21 protein-coding genes are annotated in these 24,707 nt (G+C 64.8%); 17 read left to right on the top strand and 4 right to left on the bottom strand.

Annotated features, from left to right (window positions below):
* Positions 1-195 precede the first annotated feature (195 nt).
* Positions 196-1,797: a succinic semialdehyde dehydrogenase gene (locus BI49514_RS13575; protein ID WP_101547020.1), complete on the bottom strand. Its 1,602-nt coding sequence runs from the start codon at positions 1,795-1,797 to the stop codon at positions 196-198.
* A gap of 49 nt (positions 1,798-1,846) precedes the next feature.
* Between BI49514_RS13575 and BI49514_RS13570 the strand changes: the two genes are divergently transcribed.
* Positions 1,847-3,109 carry an amino acid deaminase/aldolase gene (locus BI49514_RS13570; protein ID WP_101547019.1) on the top strand — a complete coding sequence of 421 codons (1,263 nt, stop codon included), beginning with the start codon at positions 1,847-1,849 and terminating at the stop codon, positions 3,107-3,109.
* A complete protein-coding gene (locus BI49514_RS13565) occupies positions 3,106-4,542 on the top strand; it encodes a D-arabinono-1,4-lactone oxidase (RefSeq protein ID WP_244195259.1) in 1,437 nt (478 codons plus the stop codon). The genes BI49514_RS13570 and BI49514_RS13565 overlap by 4 nt, the downstream gene beginning before the upstream one ends.
* 125 nt (positions 4,543-4,667) lie before the next feature.
* Here BI49514_RS13565 and BI49514_RS13560 read toward each other — a convergent pair whose 3' ends face one another.
* Entirely contained in the window at positions 4,668-5,552 is an 885-nt protein-coding gene (locus BI49514_RS13560) for an alpha/beta hydrolase family protein (protein WP_101547018.1), read from the bottom strand.
* Between the two features lie 193 nt (positions 5,553-5,745).
* Between BI49514_RS13560 and BI49514_RS13555 the strand changes: the two genes are divergently transcribed.
* Both BI49514_RS13555 and BI49514_RS13550 read left to right on the top strand, forming a co-directional pair.
* Positions 5,746-7,125, top strand: coding sequence for an MFS transporter (locus BI49514_RS13555; protein ID WP_101547017.1), 1,380 nt, complete (start codon positions 5,746-5,748; stop codon positions 7,123-7,125).
* A gap of 214 nt (positions 7,126-7,339) precedes the next feature.
* Positions 7,340-8,170, top strand: a complete 831-nt coding sequence (locus BI49514_RS13550; protein ID WP_101547016.1) for a hypothetical protein — start codon at positions 7,340-7,342, stop codon at positions 8,168-8,170.
* Positions 8,171-8,310: 140 nt separating this feature from the next.
* Here the strand turns inward: BI49514_RS13550 and purB are convergent, their stop codons facing one another.
* A complete protein-coding gene (gene purB / locus BI49514_RS13545) occupies positions 8,311-9,744 on the bottom strand; it encodes an adenylosuccinate lyase (RefSeq protein WP_101547015.1) in 1,434 nt (477 codons plus the stop codon).
* Between the two features lie 252 nt (positions 9,745-9,996).
* Here purB and BI49514_RS13540 point away from each other — a divergent pair, with 252 nt between their 5' ends.
* The 6 genes from BI49514_RS13540 (at position 9,997) to BI49514_RS13515 (ending at position 16,685) form a co-directional block, all read left to right on the top strand.
* Positions 9,997-10,242, top strand: a complete 246-nt coding sequence (locus BI49514_RS13540; protein WP_101547014.1) for a hypothetical protein — start codon at positions 9,997-9,999, stop codon at positions 10,240-10,242.
* Positions 10,239-10,970 carry a hypothetical protein gene (locus BI49514_RS13535; RefSeq protein ID WP_101547013.1) on the top strand — a complete coding sequence of 244 codons (732 nt, stop codon included), beginning with the start codon at positions 10,239-10,241 and terminating at the stop codon, positions 10,968-10,970. The genes BI49514_RS13540 and BI49514_RS13535 overlap by 4 nt, the downstream gene beginning before the upstream one ends.
* Positions 10,971-11,100: 130 nt before the next feature.
* On the top strand, positions 11,101-12,618 hold the full coding sequence (locus BI49514_RS13530) for a hypothetical protein (RefSeq protein ID WP_101547012.1): 1,518 nt from the start codon (positions 11,101-11,103) through the stop codon (positions 12,616-12,618).
* A gap of 465 nt (positions 12,619-13,083) precedes the next feature.
* The gene (gene pdhA, locus BI49514_RS13525; protein WP_101547011.1) at positions 13,084-14,238 is read left to right on the top strand and encodes a pyruvate dehydrogenase (acetyl-transferring) E1 component subunit alpha; all 1,155 of its coding nucleotides are present in this window, start codon (positions 13,084-13,086) and stop codon (positions 14,236-14,238) included.
* Positions 14,238-15,215, top strand: a complete 978-nt coding sequence (locus BI49514_RS13520; RefSeq protein WP_101547010.1) for an alpha-ketoacid dehydrogenase subunit beta — start codon at positions 14,238-14,240, stop codon at positions 15,213-15,215. The genes pdhA and BI49514_RS13520 overlap by 1 nt, the downstream gene beginning before the upstream one ends.
* Before the next feature lie 18 nt (positions 15,216-15,233).
* Positions 15,234-16,685: a dihydrolipoamide acetyltransferase family protein gene (locus BI49514_RS13515; RefSeq protein ID WP_101547009.1), complete on the top strand. Its 1,452-nt coding sequence runs from the start codon at positions 15,234-15,236 to the stop codon at positions 16,683-16,685.
* Between the two features lie 244 nt (positions 16,686-16,929).
* Here BI49514_RS13515 and BI49514_RS13510 read toward each other — a convergent pair whose 3' ends face one another.
* Positions 16,930-17,886, bottom strand: coding sequence for a protein kinase (locus BI49514_RS13510; protein ID WP_101547008.1), 957 nt, complete (start codon positions 17,884-17,886; stop codon positions 16,930-16,932).
* 586 nt (positions 17,887-18,472) lie between these two features.
* On the opposite strand from BI49514_RS13510, the gene rpmB reads away from it, so the two are divergent.
* The 7 genes from rpmB to BI49514_RS13475 all read left to right on the top strand — a co-directional run bounded on the left by rpmB (position 18,473) and on the right by BI49514_RS13475 (position 24,560).
* Complete coding sequence (gene rpmB / locus BI49514_RS13505; RefSeq protein ID WP_025779147.1) at positions 18,473-18,709, top strand: 50S ribosomal protein L28; 237 nt, start codon at positions 18,473-18,475, stop codon at positions 18,707-18,709.
* A complete protein-coding gene (gene rpmG, locus BI49514_RS13500) occupies positions 18,709-18,876 on the top strand; it encodes a 50S ribosomal protein L33 (protein WP_039211931.1) in 168 nt (55 codons plus the stop codon). Before rpmB ends, rpmG begins: the two co-directional genes overlap by 1 nt.
* Before the next feature lie 6 nt (positions 18,877-18,882).
* Entirely contained in the window at positions 18,883-19,188 is a 306-nt protein-coding gene (gene rpsN, locus BI49514_RS13495; RefSeq protein WP_025779151.1) for a 30S ribosomal protein S14, read from the top strand.
* 69 nt (positions 19,189-19,257) lie between these two features.
* Positions 19,258-19,545: an HU family DNA-binding protein gene (locus BI49514_RS13490; RefSeq protein WP_025779153.1), complete on the top strand. Its 288-nt coding sequence runs from the start codon at positions 19,258-19,260 to the stop codon at positions 19,543-19,545.
* Between the two features lie 237 nt (positions 19,546-19,782).
* On the top strand, positions 19,783-21,840 hold the full coding sequence (locus tag BI49514_RS13485; RefSeq protein WP_244195258.1) for a bifunctional copper resistance protein CopD/cytochrome c oxidase assembly protein: 2,058 nt from the start codon (positions 19,783-19,785) through the stop codon (positions 21,838-21,840).
* 419 nt (positions 21,841-22,259) lie between these two features.
* Positions 22,260-23,618, top strand: coding sequence for an MFS transporter (locus BI49514_RS13480; RefSeq protein ID WP_101547006.1), 1,359 nt, complete (start codon positions 22,260-22,262; stop codon positions 23,616-23,618).
* A gap of 153 nt (positions 23,619-23,771) precedes the next feature.
* Positions 23,772-24,560, top strand: a complete 789-nt coding sequence (locus BI49514_RS13475) for a 3-hydroxybutyrate dehydrogenase (protein ID WP_244195257.1) — start codon at positions 23,772-23,774, stop codon at positions 24,558-24,560.
* The last annotated feature ends 147 nt before the right edge of the window (positions 24,561-24,707 follow it).

Raw genomic sequence — 24,707 nt, 5'->3', positions numbered from 1 at the left:
ACCGCGTGCTGAATCCCGCTGAGATTCTGAGCCCCACTCATCGGCGGAGGTGTTCGCCTGACGCCGCAGAATCTCCTCCCCAGCACGGCCCGGGCAGGAGAATAGGTCACCATCGGACAATCGGCCCGAAACATAGGTCACCTTCGGATACTTCCTGGCGCCAAAAGTATCCGATGGTGACCTAAATCTGCCGGCTTACTTCATGCGCAGCGACCGCATGGCCTGCAGCGCCCCGGTCATAGCCTTCGCGAACTTCGCCTGGTCGAGGGGGCCGGCCGGTGCGATCGGGTGGAGGCGCTGCTGCGCGATCGTATGCGAGTGCATGAACTGAAAGAGGCCTTCGGGGCCGTGCCGGTGGCCCATTCCCGAGGCCTTGACTCCGCCCGCCGGTGCGTCGATGGATCCCCAGCTGGCCGGGTAGACCTCATTGACGTTGACCATTCCGGCCTCGACCTGCCGCGCGATCTCACGCCCGTGGGAGCGCGAGTACACCGATGCCGAGAGTCCGTAGTCGCTGTCATTGGCCGCAGCGATCGCCGCGGCATCCGACGGCACCGAATAGACTGAGACGACGGGACCGAAGGTCTCCTTCCGACGCAGCTCCGCCTCAGGAGGAACATCCGTGAGCACGGTCGGGGCGTAGAAGTAGGGGCCGAGGTCGGGCACCGGGTGTCCGCCGGCCAGCACCGTGGCACCGGAGCTGCGCGCCTGCTCGACATGGTTGGTGATCGTCTCGAGCTGCTTCGGTCCCGCCAGGGTTCCCATATCCGGGCCGTATTCGAACTCGGCGCTGAGACGGTAGGCACGGGCCGCCTCGGCGAAATGGGCGCAGAAGGTCTCATAGAGGTCCTCGTGGACGTAGATGCGCTCGATGGAGATGCACAGCTGCCCGGCCGACGAGAACGATCCGCGCACGGCACCCTCGACGGCCTTCTCCAGGTCCGCATCGGCGGCCACGATCAGGGGATTCTTGCCTCCGAGCTCGAGAGCCGCCGGGAGCAGACGCTGCCCCGCCTCGGCGGCGATCGACCGCCCAGCGGCCGTCGACCCGGTGAACGAGATTCCGTCGGCGCCGGCCATGAGCGCGGGTCCGACCTCGACGGAGGGCCCGGGCACAAGCTGCCAGACCTCGGCAGGCAGGCCGGCGGCGATCGCCAGCCTGCGCATGAACACCGAGGTCAGCGTCGTCGTCGAATCGGGTTTGTGGACGACGGCATTGCCGGCGGTCAGGGCGGCGAACAGGTCGGTCGCCCCCAGGGTCAGCGGGTAGTTCCACGGTGTGATGAACCCGATCACGCCCAGCGGGGTGCGGGTGACCTCGGTGCGGGTGAGCACGGGGATGGCTCCGCGCCGTCGTTCGGGGCGCAGATAGCGGGCGGCCATCACCCCGTAGTGGCGGAGCACATTGAAGGTATCGAGGATCTCGTCATAGGCGTGGATGCGGGCCTTGCCGGTCTCGTACTGGATGATGTCGAGGAGCAGATCGTCATTCCGGGCCAGTGCGGAATGCAGTCGGGTGAGCACCTTCGCTCGGTGCTCGACCGACTGAGCGGCCCATGCCTCGCCGGCAATGCGCGCGGTGGCGTAGGCGGCCTCGATATCGTCGGGAGTGTTCCGGGCGAACCGGTCGACCTCCTGGCCGGTGAACGGTTCGACTCCGCGCATCACCTCGCCCGAGCCGGAGGCATCAGCGTACGGATCGGTGTCGAGGAAGTCCCGCAGCGCCGCGGTGACATGCGCGGAAGGGGTCCCGGCAGCGTCTGCTTCGGAGGTGCGTGCGGTGGTCTCTGTGCTCATCGGCTTCCTCTTTCTGTGACGTAGGTCATCGCAGGCTAGACTACCGAATATGGTTTCGAGCGATCTGCGGAGGGCGCTGAAGGGGACCGGCGCACCCACCGCCGTCCTCGATCTCGACGCCTTCGACGCGAACCTCGATGCCCTTGCCGAGCGGGCTCGCGGACTGCCGATCCGCCTGGCCACGAAGTCGCTGCGCGTGCCCGCCGCCATCGACCGGGCGCTCGCCCACCCCGCATTTTCCGGGGTGCTCGCCTTTTCCGTCCCCGAGGCGCTGTTCCTCCACGCCCGCGGCGTCCGCGATATCGTGATCGGCTATCCCAGTCTCGACCGAGCTGCCCTGAGTCGGATGTTCGCCGAGGCGGGAGCGTGCACGAACATCACCCTGATGATCGATTCCGTGGACCACCTCGACATCATCGACGACGTCCGAGAGAACCTCGCCGAGGCGGGGCGGAGGTCCTCCTCGGACGGGACCGGTCCGGCAGGGGAGGGGAAGGGCCTCGTCGAGGCGGGAGCCGCCTCGGTGCGGGTGTGCATCGACGTCGACTCCTCCTATCGACCTGCCGAATCCTGGTTGGGCGACCGCCTCCATATCGGGGCCAGGCGCTCGCCGATCCGTGCCGGGCGAGCGGCCATCGCGCTTGCCCGGCAGGTCGCGGCGCGGCCCGGTTTCGACCTCGTCGGGATGATGTTCTACGAGGGGCAGATCGCCGGCACCGCCGATGCCGGACACTCGGTGCGGCAGACGATCGTGCGCGCCATTCAGAAGGCCTCGATCGTCGAACTCGCCGAACGACGAGCAGCCGTCATCGCCGCAGTCCGCGAGGTTGCCGACCTCGAATTCGTCAACGGCGGGGGGACCGGCTCGTTCGAATCCAGCTCCGTCGAGGGCACTCTGACCGAACTCGCCGCCGGATCCGGCCTCTTCTCCCCAGGCCTCTTCGATGGCTATACGCACTTTCGGCATCGGCCGGCCGCATACTTCGTCACGCCCGTCGTGCGCCGCCCTGCACCCGGCTGGGTGACGGTCTTCAAAGGCGGATTCATCGCGTCGGGGGTTCCTGGTTCCGACCGGCTGCCGACCATCGCCTGGCCGCCGGGCCTCGAGTACTCCGGTCTCGAAGGTCCCGGCGAGGTGCAGACTCCGCTGACCGGGCCCGGCACGGAAGTGCTGCGCATCGGGGATCTCGTGTGGTTCAGGCATGCGAAAGCAGGCGAACTGGCCGAACATTTCAACGAATTCCTCGTCGTCTCGGGATCGACGATCATCGACACCTGGTCGACATACAGGGGGGAGGGACTGGTGCTGTGAGAGAAGTGCAGTCAGAGCGCGGCGAACGGCTCGGCCGCGGTGCGAAACGTGTCGCGGCGACGATTGCGGGCCGTGCATCGGGCAGATCTGCAGTGAATGGCCGGCATGCGTTCCGGAACTGGGCCGGGCACGTCCACGCACATCCGCACACCTTCTCAGGTCCCGCCTCGGCGGAGGAGCTTGCGGGAATCGTCACGGCCGCTGCAGCGGCCGGGGACCGTCTGCGGGTCGTCGGGGCCGGGCATTCCTTCACTCCCGTGGCCGCCGGCGATGACGTCATGGTCAGCCTCGACGGACTGTCGGGGATCGTCGCCGTCGACGAGGTGGCCGGCCGGGTCCGCTTCCACGCCGGCACCCGACTGCGGGACATTCCCGCCCTCCTCGCACCCTTCGGCCTGGCCCTGGAGAACCAGGGTGACGTCAATCCGCAGTCCCTTGCCGGTGCGATCTCGACGAGCACACACGGCACCGGGATCGGGTTCACCGGGTTCGCCGGGACCGTCACCGGACTGAGCCTCATGGGCCCCGACGGCGAAGTACGGGAACTGTCGGCCGAGGCGGAACCGGAGATCTTCGACCTCGCACGGGTCGGCCTCGGCGTCCTCGGAGTCATCACCGAGGTCGAACTCCAGTGCGTGCCGGCCTTCGACCTCATCGCCGAGGAGAAGGTCGCCGGATTCGACGAGCTCCTCGACGGGCTGACCGAGCGGATGCGCGGGGCAGACCATTTCGAGTTCTACTGGTTCCCGCACACCGATTCGGTGCTGACGAAGACGAACACCCGAGTGGAACCGGGACAGGTCGGGCCGGGTCACCTCGCCGAGGCGGGGGTGCGCAACCGGTGGCTCAACCTCCTCGACAAAGAGGTGGTGGAGAACGGGGCGCTGCGGCTGGCCGTCGAGCTCGGTGCCAAGGTCCCGGCCGTGGTGCCCTCGATCAATCGGATCGCTCAGTCCGTCGTGGCAGACCGGACGTATCGGGCGCCGGGTCACGATGTGTTCGTCACCCCACGGCGGGTGCGGTTCAACGAGATGGAATACGCGCTGCCCTTCGACTCCGGGCCTGAGGCGATTCGGGAGATCAGAGACGTCATCGAGGCCAAGGGGTGGGCGATCTCATTCCCACTCGAGGTTCGGTGCGCCGCCGCCGATGATGTGCCGCTGTCGACGGCATCGGGACGGGAGACGATGTACATCGCCGTCCACCGTTTCATCAAAGAGGACTTCGCCGAGTACTTCCGCGTCGTCGAGGAGATCCTGTGCCGGCACGGCGGCCGCCCGCACTGGGGCAAGATCCACACTCGTACCGCCGCTGACCTGCACGAACTCTATCCGCGATTCGCGGACTTCTGCGACCTGCGGGCTCGACTGGATCCGGAGGCCATGTTCGGCAATCGCTTCACCGACTCGCTGTTCGGTCTCACGCGGCGCTGAGGGCCGTCGACGTCACCCGCTGCTGAGGGGCGGTCAGTCGATAGGCGGTCGCAAACGGGTACTGGCGATCGAAAAGTGGTCGCAAACGGATACTCCTGGGCGGGCGGAGAGTCTCCGGTAGTGACCTATTCTTCGGCTGCTCGCGCGTCGAGCCAGTCGAGGATCTCCGGCCAGGCCGCCTCGGAGGTCGATCTGCGCATCAGGCCGTGATGTCCGATGCTCGTCACCCCGAGCTCCTCCGGGGCGAAGGTGCGACGAGTCACCGGGGCCAGTCGCAGCCGGTCGGTGATCGCATCGATGAACGCAGTCGTCGCCCAAGGATCGTCTGAGGTGCCGATGGCGAGCACAGGTGTGCGCAGTCGGGAGGCTAGCGCCTCGGCATCGAAGCTCGGGTCATCGAAGAAGAAGTGGGGGCGGCGCAGCCATTTCGTCCACTCGTAGAGAGCGGCAGCGGGAATGTCCTCACCGAGTCCCACTCGGCTGCCGGGCATGTACCCGAACACCCGAGTGATTGCTCTGCCGAAGACCCCGAGGCCGAATTCCACTCGGAAGCGCTCGCTGCGGGGTGCGATTCGGCGCGCCGCCACCATCGCTGTGGCGACCGTGGCGATTCCCCTCAGACGCTGACCGCCGTACCCCAGGAGCAGAGCGTGCCCGCCGACACTGTGGCCCAACGCCGTATGCGGCAGATCAGTAAATCTCTCCTCCGCCCAGGTACCCGCTGCCAGCACATCTTCTGAGATCCAGTCGCGCATGCGGATGTGCCGATGTGCGCGAGCCTCGGTTCGATCGCCGACGCCGCGGAAGCCGTAGGTGATCACGGCGAACCCTCTCGCGGCGGCCGCCTCGGCGAAGGAGAAGTAGAAGCGTTCCGGAGTCGCGGTCGCCGGGTGGATCGTCAGCACCGCACGCGGGTCGGCCGTGGGGAGGAAGAGATGTCCCTCGAGGTCGTTGGATCCGTACCGGCTCGGCACCGGGATGCGTACATCCTGCTTGAGCAGTGAGTCCATAACCTTCAGCGTAATCACCACGACGCCAGGATGCTACTAGTCGGTAATATAATTTTGGTCGTCGTCATCCGTGCCGGCGTATTCGGTACCCTCCCAATGCAATCCCCGGTCCGTCCCCGCCGTAATCCTCGGCAGTATTCCTCCGAAGTCCTTCGCGGGATCCCATGTCCGAGCGTGCTGGTACGCTCAGGGAATGACCGCGTCGGATCGGAACCATCCCGCATCACCCACCCAGGCGACCAGCCGCGAGCGGGAGAGAGGCCGGCGCAGGTCGATGTTCGTCGCCGCATTCGGCACCGTCGTCGAATGGTACGACTTCTCGATCTTCTTCTATGTCGCCACGACCCTGACCAAGGAGTTCTTCGGCGATCAGACGGATTCTCTGCTCCTGACCCTCGGGGTCGGCGCGGCGGGATTCCTCTTCCGGCCCTTGGGTGCGATGGTCTTCGGCCACCTCGGTGATCGGATCGGACGGCGATCGACGCTCATCATCTCCGCGGTCCTCATGGCGATCTCCATGCTCGGGATCGCGGTGATCCCGAACTACGACACGATCGGCATCTGGGCAGGCGTCCTCATGGTCGCCCTGCGCTGCCTGTCCGGATTCTCCGTCGGCGCGGAATACACGGGAATCATGGTCTTCCTCATGGAATCGGCGGGACCGGGAAAGCGCGGATTGGCGGCCAGCTGGGCTGCGGCCAACAGCGAGGTCGGCGCCCTCTTGGCGGTGGGGTCCGGTGCGTTGCTGGCGAATACGCTCAGCCCCGAGGCAATGGACTCCTGGGGTTGGCGGCTGCTGTTCGTCCTCGGTGCCGTGCTCGCCATCCTCATGGTTCCGCTGCGGTCGATGATGGAGGAGACCGAGACCTTCAAACGGCTGCAGCAGGCAGAGAAGGAGAAGAAGGGCACGAAAGACACGGCCCTCGAGCGCTCCCCGCTCATCACTGCGATCCTCGAACAGCCGCGGGCGATCCTCGTGGCCTTCCTCATCTCCTCGATCGGCTCGGTCAGCTACTTCCTCAACATCACCTATGTGCCCACGTACATCGAAGAGGTGGCGAAGGTCCCGAACTCCGGCTCCCTGGCCCTGGGCACGGTCGCGGCCGTCGTCGCCATCGTCGTCACCCCGTTCTTCGGCCTCGCCTCGGACAGGTTCGGGCGCAAGCCCGCCCTGGCCGTTCTCATGGCTGTCTTCGTGTTCACGATCATTCCCGCATACGCTCTGCTGGGCGGCAGCTCCTCGAGTGGGGCGGTCTTCGGTGTTGCGTTCCTCGCAATTCCCGCCGCCGGGTGGAGCGCGGTGGCTGCCGCAATGGTGCCCGAGCAGTTCACCGGCACGAGCCGTTTCTCCGGCATGGCGATCGGCTACAACGTCGCCACCGTGCTCTTCGGCGGTCTCTCGCCGCTCATTGCCACGGCACTCATGTCGTCGACCGGCATCACTCTCGCGCCGGCGATCTACGCCACCGTCGTCATCGTCGTCGCCGGAGTCCCGACTCTCATCCTCGCCCGCAGCATGGGCAAGAAGACCCTCGCCGAGGTGGACGCGGACAAGCATCTCGTCCCTGCTTGAGAACGTGGCCGGGGAATTGCCGCGGCCCGCTCAAAGCGGCACACGGACGCCTCGCGCAGTGAGACTCTTCGGGGGCTGCGGCTGATCGGTGACAGACGTTGCCGTTCTGCCACACTCTGCGCACAGCTCGCGCTCGATGAACTCATAGGTTGGTTTCAGAACACGCATTCGGGCGAACGACTCCCGGGTGTGAGAGACCGATCAAGGAGTCATCATGAAACGCATGAAGCGTGCCACCTTCACCGCTGCGGCCCTGCTCAGCTGCACACTCGCCTTCTCGGGCTGCTCGCTCATCAGCCAGGCCGTCCAGCCCGAACAGGGCCAGACCGGAGAACAGTCGAACGCCGACGCTCAGGATCAGGGCAGCCAGGATCAGAACGCTCAGGATCAGGGCGACCAGAACGGCCAGGAGTCGAGCGCCGACCAGAACGGCCAGGAGACGAACGCCGACCAGAACGTCCAGGATCAGACCGGACAGGACCAGACCGGTGGTCAGGACTCGAGTACCGACCAGTCGACCTCGGGCTCCTCGTCGACCTCGTCTTCTGACGGGTCCACCGGCTCGGACTCGGGAGCGTCGTCCGGCAGCCAAGGGCAGGTCAGCATCGGCGAAAGCTTCGAGGATCCGGAGATGCAGGACAAAGTCGAGGTGCTCTCTGCGGTGCGGAACTTCGAGTCGTCCAAGAGGGCGTCGGCGATCGAACTCGGCGGCGAAGTCGTCCTCCTCGAGGTCAAGATCACCCCGGGGCAGAAATACAGCGGACTCATCCAGTCCGGAGCGTTCAAGATCTCCGAAGACGGAGGAGCGGACTACCGGTACGACCAGACCGACGGTCTCGAAGCCGAAATGCGAGCTGCCGGCTACGAACCCTTCGAAGACGTCAGACGCCGAGACGGCGGAACCCACCAGGGCTGGCTCGCCTATGTTCCGAACGAGAAGCAGGACGCCTACACGATCCGCTACGAACGCGGACCCGGCAAGGTGCTGGGAACCGGCGAGAAGGTCCCGGAGTTCACGACGACCTTCGACATCCCCTCCGTCTGACTCTCGAGGCCGACTCGCGAGGGCGGCGGCTGCGAACCGTGAGGTCTGCGGCTGGACGCCATCAGCCGACCAGGGAAATGCGCCTCGAGGCCGGTCTCCGAAATCGGAGACCGGCCTCGAGGCGTTGCCAGGGTCTGAGATCAGCCTTCGCTGAAGGCCTGCCAATCCGAGACCTCGGACTCGGCGAGCTGAGCCGCGACACCGGTATAGGTTGCAGGCGTCAGTGCCTTGAGCAGTTCGGCACGCTCCTCGGGCAGCCCGAGACCGTCAACGAACGTCTGCAGATCGGCTTGGTTGATGCGTTTGCCGCGAGTGAGCTCCTTGAGAGTTTCGTACGGGTTGTCCATTCCCGGCACGCCCTGCAGTCCGGCGGCACGCATGACCGACTGGACGGCTTCACCGAGGACCTCCCAGTTGCCGTCGAGGTCGGCGGCCAGAGCATCCTCGTTGATGGCAAGCGCACCGAGGCCCTTGACCAGGTTGTTGAGCGCGAGCACCGAGTGGCCGTAGGCGACACCGGTATTGCGCTGCGAGGTCGAGTCGGTGAGGTCGCGCTGCATCCGCGAGGTGATCAGCGTCGAGCCGAGGGAATCGAGCAGGGCGCAGGAGAGTTCGAGGTTCGCTTCGGCGTTCTCGAAGCGGATCGGGTTGACCTTGTGCGGCATCGTCGACGAACCGGTCGCACCCGCGACGGGGATCTGCTTGAAGTAGTTCATCGAGATGTAGGTCCACATATCGGTGGCCAGGTTGTGTGCGATCCGGTTGAACCGAGCGATATCGGCGAACAGCTCGGAGTTCCAGTCATGGGATTCGATCTGCGTGGTCAGCGAGTTGAAGGTCAGCCCGAGACGGTCTTCGACGAAGGTGCGGGCGATCTGCGGCCAATCCGCTCCCGGCACAGCGGCCAGATGGGCCGAATAGGTGCCCGTGGCACCGTTGATCTTGCCGAGGAACTCGGTGGCGGTGATGCGTTCGTACTGACGGCGCAGGCGGTGGATGAAGACCGCGAGCTCCTTGCCCATCGTCGTCGGAGTGGCCGGCTGCCCGTGGGTGTGGGCGAGCATCGGAACTTCGGCCAGTTCCGCGGCGGACTCGGCGAGAGCGTCGACGAGAGCCTTCGCACGCGGCAGCCACACCTGTTCGGTGGCACCCTTGATGCCCAGCGCCCAGGACAGGTTGTTGATGTCTTCGGACGTGCAGCAGAAGTGGACGAGCTCGCCGAGGTCCTCGGCGCCGATCGTCACTAGGGCTTCTTTGATTGTGTATTCGACGGCCTTGACGTCATGGACGGTGACGGCTTCATGAGCGGCCAGCGTGGCGATGGTGTCGGCGTCGAAGTCGGCGGCGAAGGCGCGCAGTCCGTCGACCTCATCGGGGGTGAGGGTGCGAACGCCCTCGATCACCGAGTTCTGTGCGAGATGGATGAACCATTCGATCTCAACGATGATGCGGTTCCGATTGAGCGCCGCCTCGGAGAGATGATCGACGAGGTCAGCGGTGTCTTTGCGGTAGCGACCATCAAGCGGTCCGAGAGCGATGGCGGGCGAGATTTCGGCAAGGGAAACAGTCGGCATGCCCTCATTTTCTCATGAGCGGCGAATCGGAGCGGCACCCGTCCGCGCCGACCGCTCGCCAGGCGCCGGCGGGACCACGAGACTCGAGCATCGCCCCTTGTGGATCCGGTGGTGACTTCAACGCCTGTGACCTGTGGACGCTCAAGGCTCTTCCCCAGCCTTGGAATTGAGGCTTCTCTGCTCGAGCCGCTGCCGCCTACGGTCGAGTGATTCGGGCACGGATGCCGAACAGGCAGGCGGGAGGACTGGGGCATGATCACTGACGAATTGGAGCGCAATCGCGAGCAGTGGAGACGGCGAGCGGAGGTGCTGCACTCCCTGGCGCAGAGCTGCCGTCAGATCGACGGATGGGATTCCCCGGCGGGAGCGCTGCTCGATGGCCGGGTGGCCTCGTGCGCAGAATCGATCGACGAGTTGGGGGAGAGGGCGGAGAAGCTCGCCGAGGCGTATGACCTCCACCTGCAGGTCGTGTCGGTGGGCGGGCGGATCCAACTGTGAACACTCACCCCGCCGAACGTGAGGGCGCCGGCATCGACAGTTGGATCGTCGTCGACCTCGACCGGATCAGCAGACTGCCCGATCGGCTGCGTCGTCTTTGGCCGCCCGATCTGCTCCCTCGCCGGGTCGACCGGGATTCCCGAGCCGCCTCGGCGGAGGAGGAACGATCCAATGCAACCGCAGGGACTGCGGCCGCAGGTTCGGGGACTGGCGCCGCACCCCCGGGAATGGGCGAGGGCAGTCGGGGCGCGAAACGGGACCTCGATGTGCTCACCGCATGGCTGCGCGGCTTCGCCTCCGAACTCAACCGGGTGCGCTCGCGCATCAGCGTCGTCGTTTCATCGGGAGTCGAAACCGTCCACCTGGCACTGTGCCTGGGGCCAGGGATCGCGCATGCGATCCTCGCGTTGCAGGGGGAGGGATTCGAAGACTTCGCGCGGCACCAGCTGCTGCGCCGGATCGAGCCGGGACGCATCGGGCACGTCGTCGAGGATCTCACCGAGCTCGTCGACCAGGACTGTGTGCTCACGCTCAGCTGGGCGTCCGGACGGGGTGCGACAGGACTGGAATTCCTCCGCCGAGAGGGCGGGACATGGTTCCGGCCGGTCATCGAGCGCGCCGGCGATTCCGTCACCGTCGACCATGACGTCGGCGCCGGCGAGTCAGCGGTGCGAAAGCTGTTGAGCGCCGTGCTCACACGGACGCTGACGGCAGGAGCACCGAGTTGACGGAGTCAGCACTGACGGCGGCAGCGGCTGAGGGGTGGGAGTTCGCGGCCCCGTGGGCTTGTGGTGCCAGGCACCGGCAGGGAACGGGGCATGAGGGCGGCAGCGACCGGGGAATGAGAGGAGACCCGCGATGATCGGTTCGACGACTCGCGGAGGCGGGCGGATCACCGTCGACGAACGCGCCGACGGCAGCGGAGATGCACTGCAGACCGTCATCGCCGATATCGGCGATCTGTCCGTCGACGCCGCTGTCGGAGACTTCGACCTCGCGACTCTGCTCACCCAGGTCCCCGCTCCGGTGACGGCGCTCAATCTCGATGCCTGCCGGATCCGGTTCCACGCACAGCTGACCGCCTCGGTGCTCGAACTCGAGGCCACGCTGCTCGCCGTTCGAGCCGCTGCCTTCGCCTACCGGCAGGCGGAGAAGGGCATCAGCGAAGTCTTCGGCGGACTGCTCGACGCTCTCGGCTACGCGACCGGCCGCATCATCTCGCTCAGCCTGCCCGTCATCATCCCCGTCGCTCTCGTCGTCGGCGCCCAGGTCGTCGTGGTCACGAAGATCCTCGACGTCACCGGACTCGACGATGTCATCACCAAGCAGTTCGGCATCGACCTGGGCAAGACGAAGGCGAAAGCGAAGGAAGCGCTGATCGCGTTCGCGTTCGAACAGTCCGACGTCACCGGGGCCGTCATCGAGCATGTGCTGCCGGGCTTCGTCGTCGGATTCTTCGGGCTGCCTCCGTTCATCCTCGACTCCGAAGGCGGTCACGCGTTCTGGCCGCACGACTCGACGTCGATGACCATCTGGGTCCTGGCCGGTGCGAACGCGTTCGGACTTCTGCTGCCTTCCGATGTCGAGGTATGGAGGGCGAAGGGGCTGACTGCTCCGCACAAAGAACCGCCGCGTGACGTCGAAGACCTCTTCTCCCGCGAAGCGAACTGCCACCGCGGAGCCGATTCCGGACAGGTCCGCATCGAGGAGGTCGTCGGACCCGATGGGACGACCCGCTATATCGTCTACGTCCCCGCCACCACCGACTGGTCTCCGAAGTCGGGTGACAACACGACGGACCTGACGACCAACGTGCAGGGCATGGCCGGCAACGACACCGTGATGCGCGAGATGGTGCGCCAGGCGATCGCCGATGCCGGGATCGGTCGCGGCGCCGAGGTCATGCTCGTCGGCTATTCGCAGGGAGGAATCACCGCAGGCTCTCTGGCCGCGGACCCAGCGTTCCTCGACGATGTCAACGTCACTGCCCTGATGACGGTCGGTGCTCCGGTCTCCGATTTCGCCATCGATTCGGGAATCGACGTGCTTTCGATCGAGCACGAACAGGACCTCGTCCCCGATCTCGACGGCGATGAGAACCCGGCGACGAAGAACTGGTCGACGATCACCGTCGACTACGACCCCGACGAACTGCGCAAGGTCCCCGAACTGGCGGACAAGACCGATGCCGAACTCGATGAGATGTTCGCCTCGGCCGGGGCAGCGCACTCGTCTGTCGCCTACGCGGCCTCGATCGGACTGCTGCTGAAGGGTGGGAATTCCGCAATCGACCGTTTCACCTCGAAGAACTCAGGTTTCTTCACCGGGGACCTCGCGAAGACGCGCGACTACCAGGGCAAGCGCAGACGTCATTGAACTCGGTTTCGCGGAACTGCCCTCGGCATCGAAACGATGGACACCTCGGTGCACCAACGGAGCTCATGGGACCTGCACTCGATCTCCCGAGGATGGGCCGCCTCGGCGAGCGATGGGATCGTGCGAATCCTGCACACGTCCTCCCGAGGATGGGCCGCCTCGGTGCTCGGATGTGCATTGGTCGGACGATGGAGCATCTCTGCCGTGATCGACAATTGTCCACGGAACGCTTTGGAACTCGGCCACATGTGTCGAGCTCGGGCCATAGTCTGTTCCTGACCTGCACTTTTGATACTCGAACCGCATGGGGAGAGTGGCAAGCAGTGAGTGGATTCGGTATTGTGATACTACCTGTGAATCAGATCACTCGAGGGCGAGTTCTCACATCCGAGGGCCTGCCCGACGGACACGGTCCACCACTGGTCACCTCCGGTGAAGATGGACCTCGAACAAAGGAGAACTGAAATGACCTCCAACATTTCAGTGGGAACCGGCGCTGCCCACAGTCAGTCCTCGGAACCCAGAATGATCCAGATGCTCACCGAAGACGGGAACCGCGTCGAATCCGGTGAGTACGATGCCTTCGCAGCAGAACTCACCGATGAGGATCTGCGCGGCTTCTACCGGGATATGGTCCTGGTCCGCCGCATCGACGCCGAAGGAGCTGCTCTGCAGCGTCAGGGACAGTTGGGCCTGTGGGCACCTCTGTTCGGACAGGAAGCAGCCCAGATCGGCATGGGACGGGCCGCTCGCCCCCAAGACTTCGTCTTCCCCACCTACCGCGAACACGGCCTCGCCTACACCCGTGGCGTCGAACCCGAAACCCTGCTCAGCATCTTCCGCGGTCAGAACCACGGCGGCTGGGATCCGCAGGAGCACCGGTTCCACACCTACACCATCGTCATCGGCTCGCAGACCCTCCACGCCACCGGCTACGCCATGGGCGTCTCCATGGACGGCGATGTCGGCACCGGCGACATCGAACGCGACACGGTCGCCATCGCATGCTTCGGCGACGGTGCGACCTCGCAGGGCGATGTCTCCGAGGCGCTGACCTTCGCCGGAGCCTTCCACGCCCCGGTCCTGTTCTTCTGCCAGAACAACCAGTGGGCCATCTCCGAACCGACTCACGTCCAGACCGCAGCCCCGCTGTCGACTCGCGGCGAAGGATTCGGAGTCCCGGGCATCCGCGTCGACGGCAACGACATCATCGCGATGTACTCCGTCGCCCGTGCCAGCCTCGACTCCGTGCGCGCCGGTCACGGCCCGATGCTCATCGAAGCATTCACCTATCGTCGCGGCGCCCACACCACGGCCGATGATCCGACGAAGTACCGCGACAAAGCCGAAGAGGAGATCTGGGAGGACCGCGACCCGATCACCCGCCTCAAGGCCTACCTGGACAAGCACACCGAGACCAGCGACGAATTCTTCGCTGAGGTGGACGCCGAGGCCGACACCCTCGCCGCCCGCATCCGCCACAACTGCATGACCATGGAGAACCCCGACGCGGTCGAGATGTTCGCCCATGTCACCGCGGAACCCCACTCCCTCGTCGATGAGGAACGTGCCGAATTCCTGGCATACCAGACCTCGTTCGCCGATGCGGGTGAGGCCTGATGGAGAAACTTCCCCTCTCGAAGGCGATCACCGCCGGAATGCGCAAGGCCATGGAGGACGACCCGAAGGTCGTCCTCATCGGTGAGGACATCGGCAAGCTCGGCGGCGTCTTCCGCGTCACCGAAGGTCTGCAGAAGGACTTCGGTCCGCAGCGTGTCATCGATGCGCCGCTGGCCGAGTCCGGCATCGTCGGCACCTCGATCGGCATGGCCATCCGCGGCTACCGTCCCGTCATCGAGATCCAGTTCGACGCGTTCATCTTCCCGGCCTACGACCAGATCGTCACCCAGGTGGCGAAGCTGTACAACCGCACCCTGGGCAAAGAGAACATCCCGTTGGTCATCCGCGTGCCCTACGGCGGCGGCATCGGCTCACCCGAGCACCACTCGGAGAGCCCCGAGACCGTGTTCGCCCACCACGCGGGACTGCGGCTCATCTCTCCGTCGAACGCTCATGACGCGTACTGGATGATCCAGGACGCCATCAAGAGCGAGGACCCGGTGATGTTCTTCGAACCCAAGCGTCGCTATTGGATGCGCGGGGACGTCGACACGTCGGCCCGAGGCGAGCTGGGCATGCACGACGCCCGCGTCGTGTCCGAAGGCACCGACGTCACCCTCGTCGCCTACGGGCCGCTGGTGCCGACTGCGCAGGACGTGGTCACCGCGGCCGCCGAGGAAGGCAAGAGCGTCGAACTCATCGACCTGCGCAGCCTCAACCCGATCGACTTCACTGCGATCGAGAAGTCCGTGACGAAGACCGGCCGACTGGTCGTCGCCCATGAGGCTCCGACTTTCCTTGGGCTCGGTTCGGAGATCGCCGCGCGCATCACCGAACGCTGCTTCTTCAGCCTCGAAGCCCCGGTCATCCGGGTCGGCGGCTACCACACCCCGTACCCCGGTTCGCGGATGGAAGAGCACTACCTGCCCGACCTCGATCGCATCTTCGATGGTGTCGATCGGGCCCTGTCCTACTGATTTCGAGGAGAGTCAAGAATGTCATTCGAATTTCCTCTTCCCGACGTCGGTGAGGGCCTGACCGAGGCCGACATCGTCGCGTGGAAGGTAGCCCCCGGCGACACTGTCACCGTCAACCAGATCCTCGTCGAGATCGAGACCGCGAAATCGCTCGTCGAGTTGCCCAGTCCGCAGGCCGGCACCGTCGGAGCGCTCCTTGTCGAGGAGGGCCAGACCATCGAGGTCGGCACCCCGATTATCCGGTTCGGCGGAGATGATTCCAACACCGAGGCGGCCCCCGCCTCCGCTGATGCGCCGGCTTCCGGTTCGGCTGAGCAGTCGGCCGATGCCTCCGGTGATGCCGACGGCGGAGCCACTCTCGTCGGTTATGGAGCGAAGGAGACGTCGTCGAAGCGGCGTCCGCGCAAGGGCGCTTCCGTCCCCGCTCCCGCCGCTGGCGCCGCTCCCGCAGCGTCGGCTGCCCCGGCTGCCTCAGCTGGGGAGGCGGCCGCGCCTGCACCGGCCGCGGCTCCGGTGGCTCAAGCACAGTCGGCGTCGGCACCTGATCCGGCAGAGCAGTCGCACTCCGCTTCGGCTGCCGCTTCACCGAGCAAGCCGCTGGCGAAGCCGCCCGTGCGGAAGCTCGCGAAGGATCTGGGCGTCGACCTCTCCCAGGTGACACCGACCGGGCCCCGCGGGGACGTCACGCGTGACGATGTGCACGCCGCCGCCAACCGGACCGCCGCTCCCACGTCGGGTGCGACGGCACCGGCGGACGCCTCGGCGAGTGATCATGGAGCGCTGGAAGAGCGGATCCCGTTCAAGGGCGTGACGAAGATGATGGCGAAGGCCATGGTCGATTCGGCCTTCACGATGCCGCACGTCACCGAGTTCCTCGATGTCGACGTCACCGAGACGATGGCGATGGTCCGCCGGCTGAAGTCGACGAAGTTCCTGGGCGAGGACGTCAAGGTTTCGCCGCTGCTCCTCGTCGCCAAGGCAGTGGCGTGGGCCGTGGGACGCAATCCGCGGATCAACTCGTGCCTCTCCGGCGACGAGATCGTCGTGAAGAAGTACGTCAACCTCGGCATCGCGGCCGCCACTCCGCGCGGACTGATCGTGCCGAACATCAAGAACGCGCAGGCCATGGGGTTGGGCGAACTGGCGCAGGGCATTCAGGATCTCACCGCTCTGGCGCGCTCGGGCAAGACGCCGCCGGCTGATCAGGCCGGGGGCACGATTACGATCACGAATGTCGGTGTCTTCGGAGTCGATGCCGGTACGCCGATCATCAACCCAGGTGAGGCCGCGATCCTCGCTTTCGGGCAGATCCGGAAGAAGCCGTGGGTGGTGGGCGACGAGATCGTTCCGCGCGAGATCACCACGCTGTCGGTCAGCGCCGACCATCGTGTCGTCGACGGCGAGATCATCTCGAAGTTCCTCGCCGACGTCGGACGGGGCCTAGAGGACCCGACTCTGATGTTGGCCTGATTCTCGCCCTGGCGCCGGCTTCTGTCCGGTTCTGAAGGCTCGAACACCCCGGTTTCGCACAGTGCGAGGCCGGGGCGTTCTGTTCTCTTGGACGGTCGCGGCCCAGCCCAAGGCAGACAGCACCTGTTCAAATCGGGGCTATCTGACTCAGACGGGCCCGTGAGCGGTTGGTAGGACGGTGACGATCGCCCTGCGCACGGGCGGAGCCGATCCTCGAACGTCAGGGCCGGCCCGACGGTGCGGTCTACCCGTCGAGGTAGGCGCTGTTGTCCTTGGGCCTGCCGTCTTTGACGAGTCGCTTGGCGATGCAGTGGTTGCGGTCGAGACCCCACGAGCGGCACTGGTCGAGGGCCTGCTCCGGATCGCTGTAGCCGGTGTCGACGACCGTGACCCAGTAGCTGCCGTCCTTGTACGAGGCCCAGTCGCCGCTGTGGATGAGGATTGCACCCGGATACTTGACCTTGTTGGCTTCGTACTCGTTGAGGATGTCCTGCGCTGACCAGGTCTTGCCGTCAGCCTTGAGGCCGACGTTCTTCGCGCTCACCTGAGTCACCCACTCACCTTCGAGGCCAGCGGCTTTCTCAGTGCCTTCTTCGGTATAGGCGTCGAGCTGGTCTTCCGGACTCTTCGTCGGTTGCACAAGGTCATCTGAAGGGCTGGGCGACGGGCTGGCCGGCTCGCTCGACCCGACATCGACTGGAACGGTTCCCGAGGACGGCGCGAGCCACCGGATGCCGAAGAATCCCACCAAGGCCAGAACCATGAGGATGGCGATGATGACGACGGCGATCTTCAGACCATTGCCCGAGGAAGAATCGTTTTGGACGGCGGGCGGAAACTGCGGGGGAGGAGTCTGAGCTCCATTCGGTACCGAGCCGCCGACGCCATTGCCGGTACCGCTGCCGGCAGGCCGCTGAGACTGCTGAGAATTCACATACTGGTAGGGACCGGCAGAGTAAGCGTCATCGAAGGGTGAGCGTCCGGCAGGGGCGAAGACATCGCCGCTGCGAGCTTTCGAGATCGACTGTTCGCCCGTGTGCCGTTCGAGGTACTCGTAATAGGTCGAGTTGTCGAAATCGGCAGACGAACGGTCCGCCTCATTCCCGTACGACGGGGTCTGACCAGCGGATTCACCAGAACCCTTGTGCCAGTCGTCGCTAGTCGCCGGACGAATGCGCGGCCTCTGTGGAACGTCGCTCATCAGTCCTCCTGAATGCCAGATGTGGTGGCAATCATCTACTTACCTTGGCACGAGTCGAGCAGTCGTTCAACAGGATCGCCGACAGGACGCGTTGCCGACGAAAGCCTACTGCGGAAATCACCGAGTTGGCTTGGCCCCAGCTGTGAAAGTCCCTCCGGGCATCGACGAAGGTCCCTCCTCGCTTCGATGACGACCGTACAAGCCCTCACACGCAGGCGACTTCAGTGACGAAGACCCCACCGCAGAAACCAGGATGAATTTGCCCTTCGACCCGCCATCTCAGTAAGATTGACTCTTGTTGTGTCGTAGCGGCCAGGTCACCGATCGATCTGCTAGGACACACATGGTGCTCACCCACCGCTGCACTCCAGCTTCGGCCATCTCTCACAGGCTACGGCTTCAGCGCTGGTGAGACATCTCGCCCGAACGGGCAGACCTGTTTTGGCGTACACAATTTTCACGGTGACAGTCGAGAAAATTTGTTGATGTCTTCCGACATCGGCGCAAGCAAGCGGAGAGAGCGCGCAAGCGCAATCCCGCAGGGGCTTGTTTCGAGAGTCGGTAACTTGTGAACTGGAGGAGAGACATGGCAGCAACCTGCCAGGTAACCGGGGCAGTCCCCGGTTTCGGACACAACGTGTCCCACTCGAAGCGCCGCACGAAGCGCCGCTTCAACCCGAACATTCAGAAAAAGCGCTACTACGTCCCGTCGTTGCGCCGCAACGTCACGCTGACCCTGTCCGCTAAGGGCATCAAGGTCATCGACGCTCGCGGAATCGACGCTGTGGTCAACGAACTCATCGCCAAGGGAGTGAAGCTCTGATGGCTAAGGCACAGGACGTTCGTCCCATCATCAAGCTCAAGTCGACGGCCGGCACCGGGTTCACCTACGTGACCCGCAAGAACCGCCGCAACACCCCGGACCGCATCGTGCTCAAGAAGTACGATCCCGTAGTCCGCAAGCACGTCGATTTCCGAGAGGAGCGCTGAGCGCACATGGCTAAGAAGTCAAAGATCGCAAAAGACAAGCAGCGTCGCGTCATCGTTGAACGCTATGCAGAGCGCCGCGCGACTCTCAAGCGTCAGCTGACCCACCCCGATTCCACCGATGAGCAGCGCGAGGAAGCACGCCTCGCACTGCAGAAGCTTCCCCGCGATGCTTCGCCGGTTCGCGTTCGCAACCGCGACCAGGTGGATGGCCGTCCGCGTGGTTACCTCCGGAAGTTCGGACTCTCGCGAGTTCGCTTCCGCGAAATGGCACACAACGGCGAGTTGCCCGGCGTTACCAAGTCGAGCTGGTAATCTCGAGGAAGTTCGTCATCGGAAAAACGGACCGGTGACCTACCGACTTGTCCTAAGGAGGACACTTTTATGGCTAAGAACCGCAGTGAGCTCGTTGCAGAAGTTGCCGAGAAGTCCGGCCTGACCCAGAAGCAGGTCTCGGACGTGCTCGATGGTGTCTTCGATGTCTTCTCCGACGTCGTGGCCAAGGGCGAAAAGCTCACCATCCCCGGCTGGCTCTCCGTTGAGCGCACCGAGCGTGCCGCTCGCAAGGGTCGCAACCCGCAGACCGGTGAAGAGATCCAGATCAAGGCCGGCTACTCCGTGAAGCTGTCCGCTGGTTCTAAGCTGAAGGGTGCCGCTGGCAGCCCGAACTGATACGCAGCATCGTCGAATGGCCCGGATCGTATGATCCGGGCCATTTGCGGTCTCTGAGCGTCTTCAAGCGTCTCAGACCGCCTTCGAATGGGGAGGGCCGTCATCCCGTATACGACTGAATCCATCCTCGCCGAGGCGGCTCCCCGAGATCTCGGCCACGAAGAGATCTCCCGGTTGGCAGTGCGGCTACGCCGAACGATATCCTTGGGTCATGTCAGAAGGGGCGGTCCGCGCGCAGTGAATTCTTCAGGAATCGAGCCGATCGCACGGCTCGTGCAACGTGCCACGGTCCCCATCGTCGTCTTCCTCGGGGTGATCGCCGGTCTGGCCGCACTCTTCTTCACCGGAGCAGCCAACCCGACTCTGCTCAACGACCCCGGCTCTGTCGTCCGTTTCGGTCTTCCCGCAGCGAAGTTCGTCTTCAATATTGCGATGTCACTGACCGTCGGAGCACTCATGTTCGCCGTCCTCATCCTCCCGCGCACGGCAGGCGGTCGCGCACGCCGGCACAAGGCCACGGACGACGACGTGCCTCTCGACCCGCTGTGGACGAAGGCCATTCAGATCGCCGAATACTCCTCGGTCGTGTGGACGCTGGCTGCGGTCGCCGTGCTCGTCTTCTCATTCGTCGATACTGTGGGCGCCCAGGCCTATCTCGACTTCTCGAACCAACTCGGCGTGTTCGTCACTCAGATCGCCTACGGGCAGCTGTGGGTGCTCATCGTCGTCCTCATCGCTGTCGCCTCGACCCTGTGCTTCGGCACCCGCTCCCATATCGGCATCGCCGCCGCGGGCGTGCTCAGCGTCGCAGTGATCCTCCCCTTGGCTCTGATGGGCCACTCCGCAGAGGCCTCCGGGCACACGCAGGCCGTTAACAGCCTCGGTCTGCACATTCTCGGCGCGGTCCTCTGGCTCGGTGGACTCTTCGTCATCGCCCTGTTGGGCACCCGTCTGGCCGCTTCGAAGAACCTCAAGCCGATCGTCGAACGGTATTCGACGATCGCCCTCATCGCCTTCGGTCTCATCGTCTACTCCGGAATCGTCAACTCGCTTCTGCGCGTGCAGGGTTTCGACGACCTCATGACCACGTACGGGCAGGTTATCCTCGCAAAGGCGTTCGCGACGGTCCTGCTCGGTCTGATCGGATTCTGGCACCGTCAGTTCGTCATTTCACGCTTGGGCACAGCCGCCTCGGCGACGGTGGAATTCTGGCGCCTCATCACCGTCGAATTCATCCTCTTCGGGGTCACGATGGGAATGGCCGTGGCCTTGGCCCGGTCACAGCCGCCCGTGCCGCAGGAACCGGTGGGCGACCCCACCCCGGCGGAGATCCTCACCGGTGATCCGCTGCCGCCGAAGCCGAACCTGTCCCGCTACTTCAGCGAATGGTCGATGGATCCGCTGTGGATCGCGATCGCAGCGGGCGCCTCGATCGCCTACGTCGTGGCGTTCATCAACCTCCGCCGGCGAGGCGATAAGTGGCCGGTGCTGCGCCTCATCAGCTGGCTGGTGGGCATGGTCTTCCTCGTCTACGTCACCTCGGGCGGGCCCCGGGTCTACGGCGAGGTGCAGTTCTCCGCGCACATGATCGAGCACATGCTCCTGGTCATGGTCGTGCCCCTGCCGCTCGTGCTCGGGGCACCGATCACGATGCTCATGCGCGGAACGAAGGCGCGCACGGACGGGTCCGTCGGCCTGCGCGAATGGGTGCTCTGGCTCGTCCATACTCCGTACCTGCGCTTCTTCGCGCACCCGATCGTGGCGAGTGTGAACTTCGCGGGTTCCCTGGTCGTCTTCTACTATTCGGGAATCATGTACTACGCGCTCGATACTCATATCGGGCACGAACTGATGATCGCGCACTTCCTCGGCGCCGGGTACCTGTTCGCACAAGCCCTCATCGGCATCGATCCGGGCGTCAAGCGCCCTGTCTTCCCGATGCGGCTCGTGATGCTGTTGGTGACGATGGCCTTCCACGCATTCTTCGGCATCTCGATCATGAGTTCGAACGTGCTGATCGCCGGAGACTGGTTCGGCAACGTCGGCGCAGGATGGGGCTACACGGCGATCGACGACCAGCAGCTCGGCGGTTCCATCGCGTGGGGCATCGGTGAGTTCCCGACCCTGTTCATCGCGATCATGGTCTGTGTCCAATGGGCGAAGTCCTCGGACCGGGAGGCCAAGCGCATCGACCGCAGCGAAGACCGCACCGACGACGCCGAGCTGCGCGCCTACAATGCGATGCTCGCCTCGATGGCCGAACGCGATGCGAAGGCGCCTCCGCGCCGGCGGTGAGTTCGGGGCCTCTATGGTCGGTCGGTGCGGGGACCACGGTGCGGTCGGGGCCGCCTCGGTGTGGTGACTCGTCGCGGGCGTGAGGCGGCTTGTCACGCAGAGCCGATCGTGCCGCAATGGGCCTTGCGGTCGAACCGCAGCAGCATCTGCCGGCTACACATCAACTGCACATCGGCTGTGCACGAATATGCAGCGGAAATTCTCGGATTATGGCCAGGTCATGACCAAAAACTCTGTAACGTGGCGCACACTGATCCTTGGATGAGAAATATCCAAGCGCCCGAAACACCGGGCTGAAGTAGGGGGTCGCCGGCCGCGCCGATGCGGTCTGAGTGCCCCGGTCTGTCAGCCGATCGGCGCCAGAGCAAGTCGATTCGCGCATTCAACGGTGACGCGGATTGTGGAAACGAAGGAGTCTCATGAGTTCTCAGAACAATGCTGAGAGGAAGTCGATTCGCGCCCAGCTGCGCAAGGTCGTCGCTGCCTCGATGGCCGGAACGGTCGTCGAATGGTACGAGTTCTTCCTCTACGGTTCGGCCGCCACGCTGGTGTTCAACCACATTCTGTTCCCGCCGTCCGACAATCCGCTGACGCCTATCCTGGCAGGCTTCGCCACCTACGCAGTCGGATTCATCGCCCGCCCCGTCGGCGGCATCGTCTTCGGTCACTTCGGCGACAAGTACGGACGCAAGAAGCTGCTGCAGCTCTCGATCGTCCTCGTCGGTGTGGCCACGTTCCTCATGGGCTGTCTGCCGACCTTCGACCAGATCGGCTACCTCGCTCCGATCCTGCTCGTGCTGCTGCGTGTGGTCCAGGGCTTCGCGGTCGGCGGCGAATGGGGCGGAGCTGTCCTTCTCGTGGCTGAGCACGCTCCGAACAAGGAGCGCGGCTTCTGGGCGTCATTCCCGCAGTCCGGCGTGCCCTTGGGCAATCTGCTGGCCACCGCGGTTCTCTTCGTCCTCACCGCAACGCTGACCGAAGAGCACTTCCTGTCGTGGGGTTGGCGTGTATCGTTCTGGCTCTCGGCTGTCATCGTTCTCATCGGCTACTACATCCGCACCCGCGTCTCCGATGCGCCGATCTTCGACGAGGTTCAGGCTGAGGAGATCGACGAAGGCGTCGACTACGGCGTCAAGGCCGTGTTCAAGCGCTACCCGCGTGAGGTCTTCGCCGCGATGGGCCTGCGTTTCGTCGAGAACATCCACTACTACCTCGTGGTGACCTTCTCGATCACCTACCTCGCCACGCAGGTGAAGATCGAATCCGCCGAGATCCTCGGTCTCCTCCTCGGCGCCCACGCGATCCACGCAGTCCTCGTTCCGCTCGTCGGTGCCGCCACCGACCGGATCGGACGCAAGATGCCCTACGCCGTGGGCATCATCCTCACCGCGACCTGGGGCTTCTTCGCCTTCCCGATGTATGACACCGGCAGTGCCGGCATGATCTTCCTCGCCCTCCTCATCGGTCTCGTCTTCCACGCACTGATGTACGCGGGCCAGCCGGCGATCATGTCCGAGATGTTCCCGACCCGCATGCGCAACTCGGGCGTCTCCACCGGCTACCAGGTGACGGCCATCGTCGCTGGATCCTTCGCGCCGATCATCGCCACCGCACTGCTCGACGCCTTCGGCTCCTCGGTGCCGATCGCGCTCTACCTGTTGGCCGCTGCGATCATCTCGTTCATCGCTCTGATGTTCACCCGCGAGACCAAGGGGATCGACCTGCGCTCGCTCGACCACGCAGACAAGGTGCGCCGCGGAGTCGCCACGGCCAATTGAGGCCGAATGGTGACCAGGTGAGGGGGGCGGTGTCGGTGAGCATCGGCACCGCCCCTTTGCCTGGCACCGAGCTCGCCTGTCGGACTGCGACATACTCTCGGCAGCCGCCTCGGCGCCCACCTCGATGAGTCCTCGGCCTCCGCAGGATTGAAGATGGATACGCACGACAGACTCGAACCACGAAAGGCACATCTCATGGGAGACCTCACCGGCAAACGCGCCCTCGTCACCGGCGGAGCATCCGGGCTCGGCAAAGCGATCGCTCAGTCATTCGCACGGGCCGGAGCCTCTGTCATCGTCGCCGATGTCGACGCCGACTCGGCACAGGCCGTTGCCGACGAGATCGGCGGCGAAGCGTGGGCAGTCAACCTGGCGGACACCTCGGCGCTGGACGGCACCGATCTCGACGTCGACATCCTCGTCAACAACGCCGGCATCCAACGGATTCACCCGATCACGGAATTTCCTCTCGAAGACTGGCGGCTGATCAACACGCTCATGCTCGAAGCACCGTTCGTGCTTACGAAAGCGGTGCTGCCGAAAATGTTCGAACGCGGCTGGGGGCGGATCATCAACCTCTCGTCCGTCCACGGGCTGCGCGCCTCGGCGAACAAGTCCGCCTACGTCGCGGCCAAACACGGACTCATGGGGCTGACGAAGACGACCGCACTCGAAGCCGGACCGCACGGAGTGACGTGCAATGCGATCAACCCCGGCTATGTGCTCACGCCCCTGGTCAAGGGGCAGATCGCCGACCAGGCGAAGACGCACGGCATCAGCGAGGACGAGGTCCTCGAGCAGGTCTTCCTCGGCCATTCCGCGGTGCCCAAGCTCGCCGAGCCCGAGGATGTCGCGGCCATTGCGCTCTTCCTGGCCGGGGAGCATGCCGCGGTCATCAACGGCAGCGCTCACAGCATCGACGGCGGTTGGGCGGCCGCCTGAACTGCCCCGCATCTCGCTCCCCCTCCCAGAACTACTGTGAGTATTGATGGTGGCTGGTCTGGGACTGGCTGGCAGAGTAGGAACTGACCGTCCCATCGATCATCATGACCCTCAGAACTACTGACTCGAACGATGTCCTCGTCGGGA

Origin of the sequence: Brevibacterium iodinum ATCC 49514 (genome assembly GCF_900169265.1) — a bacterium.
Classification (GTDB): Bacteria; Actinomycetota; Actinomycetes; order Actinomycetales; family Brevibacteriaceae; genus Brevibacterium; species Brevibacterium iodinum.
Note: the sequence above shows the minus strand (reverse complement) of the source record. Positions and strands in the feature narration are given on the sequence as shown.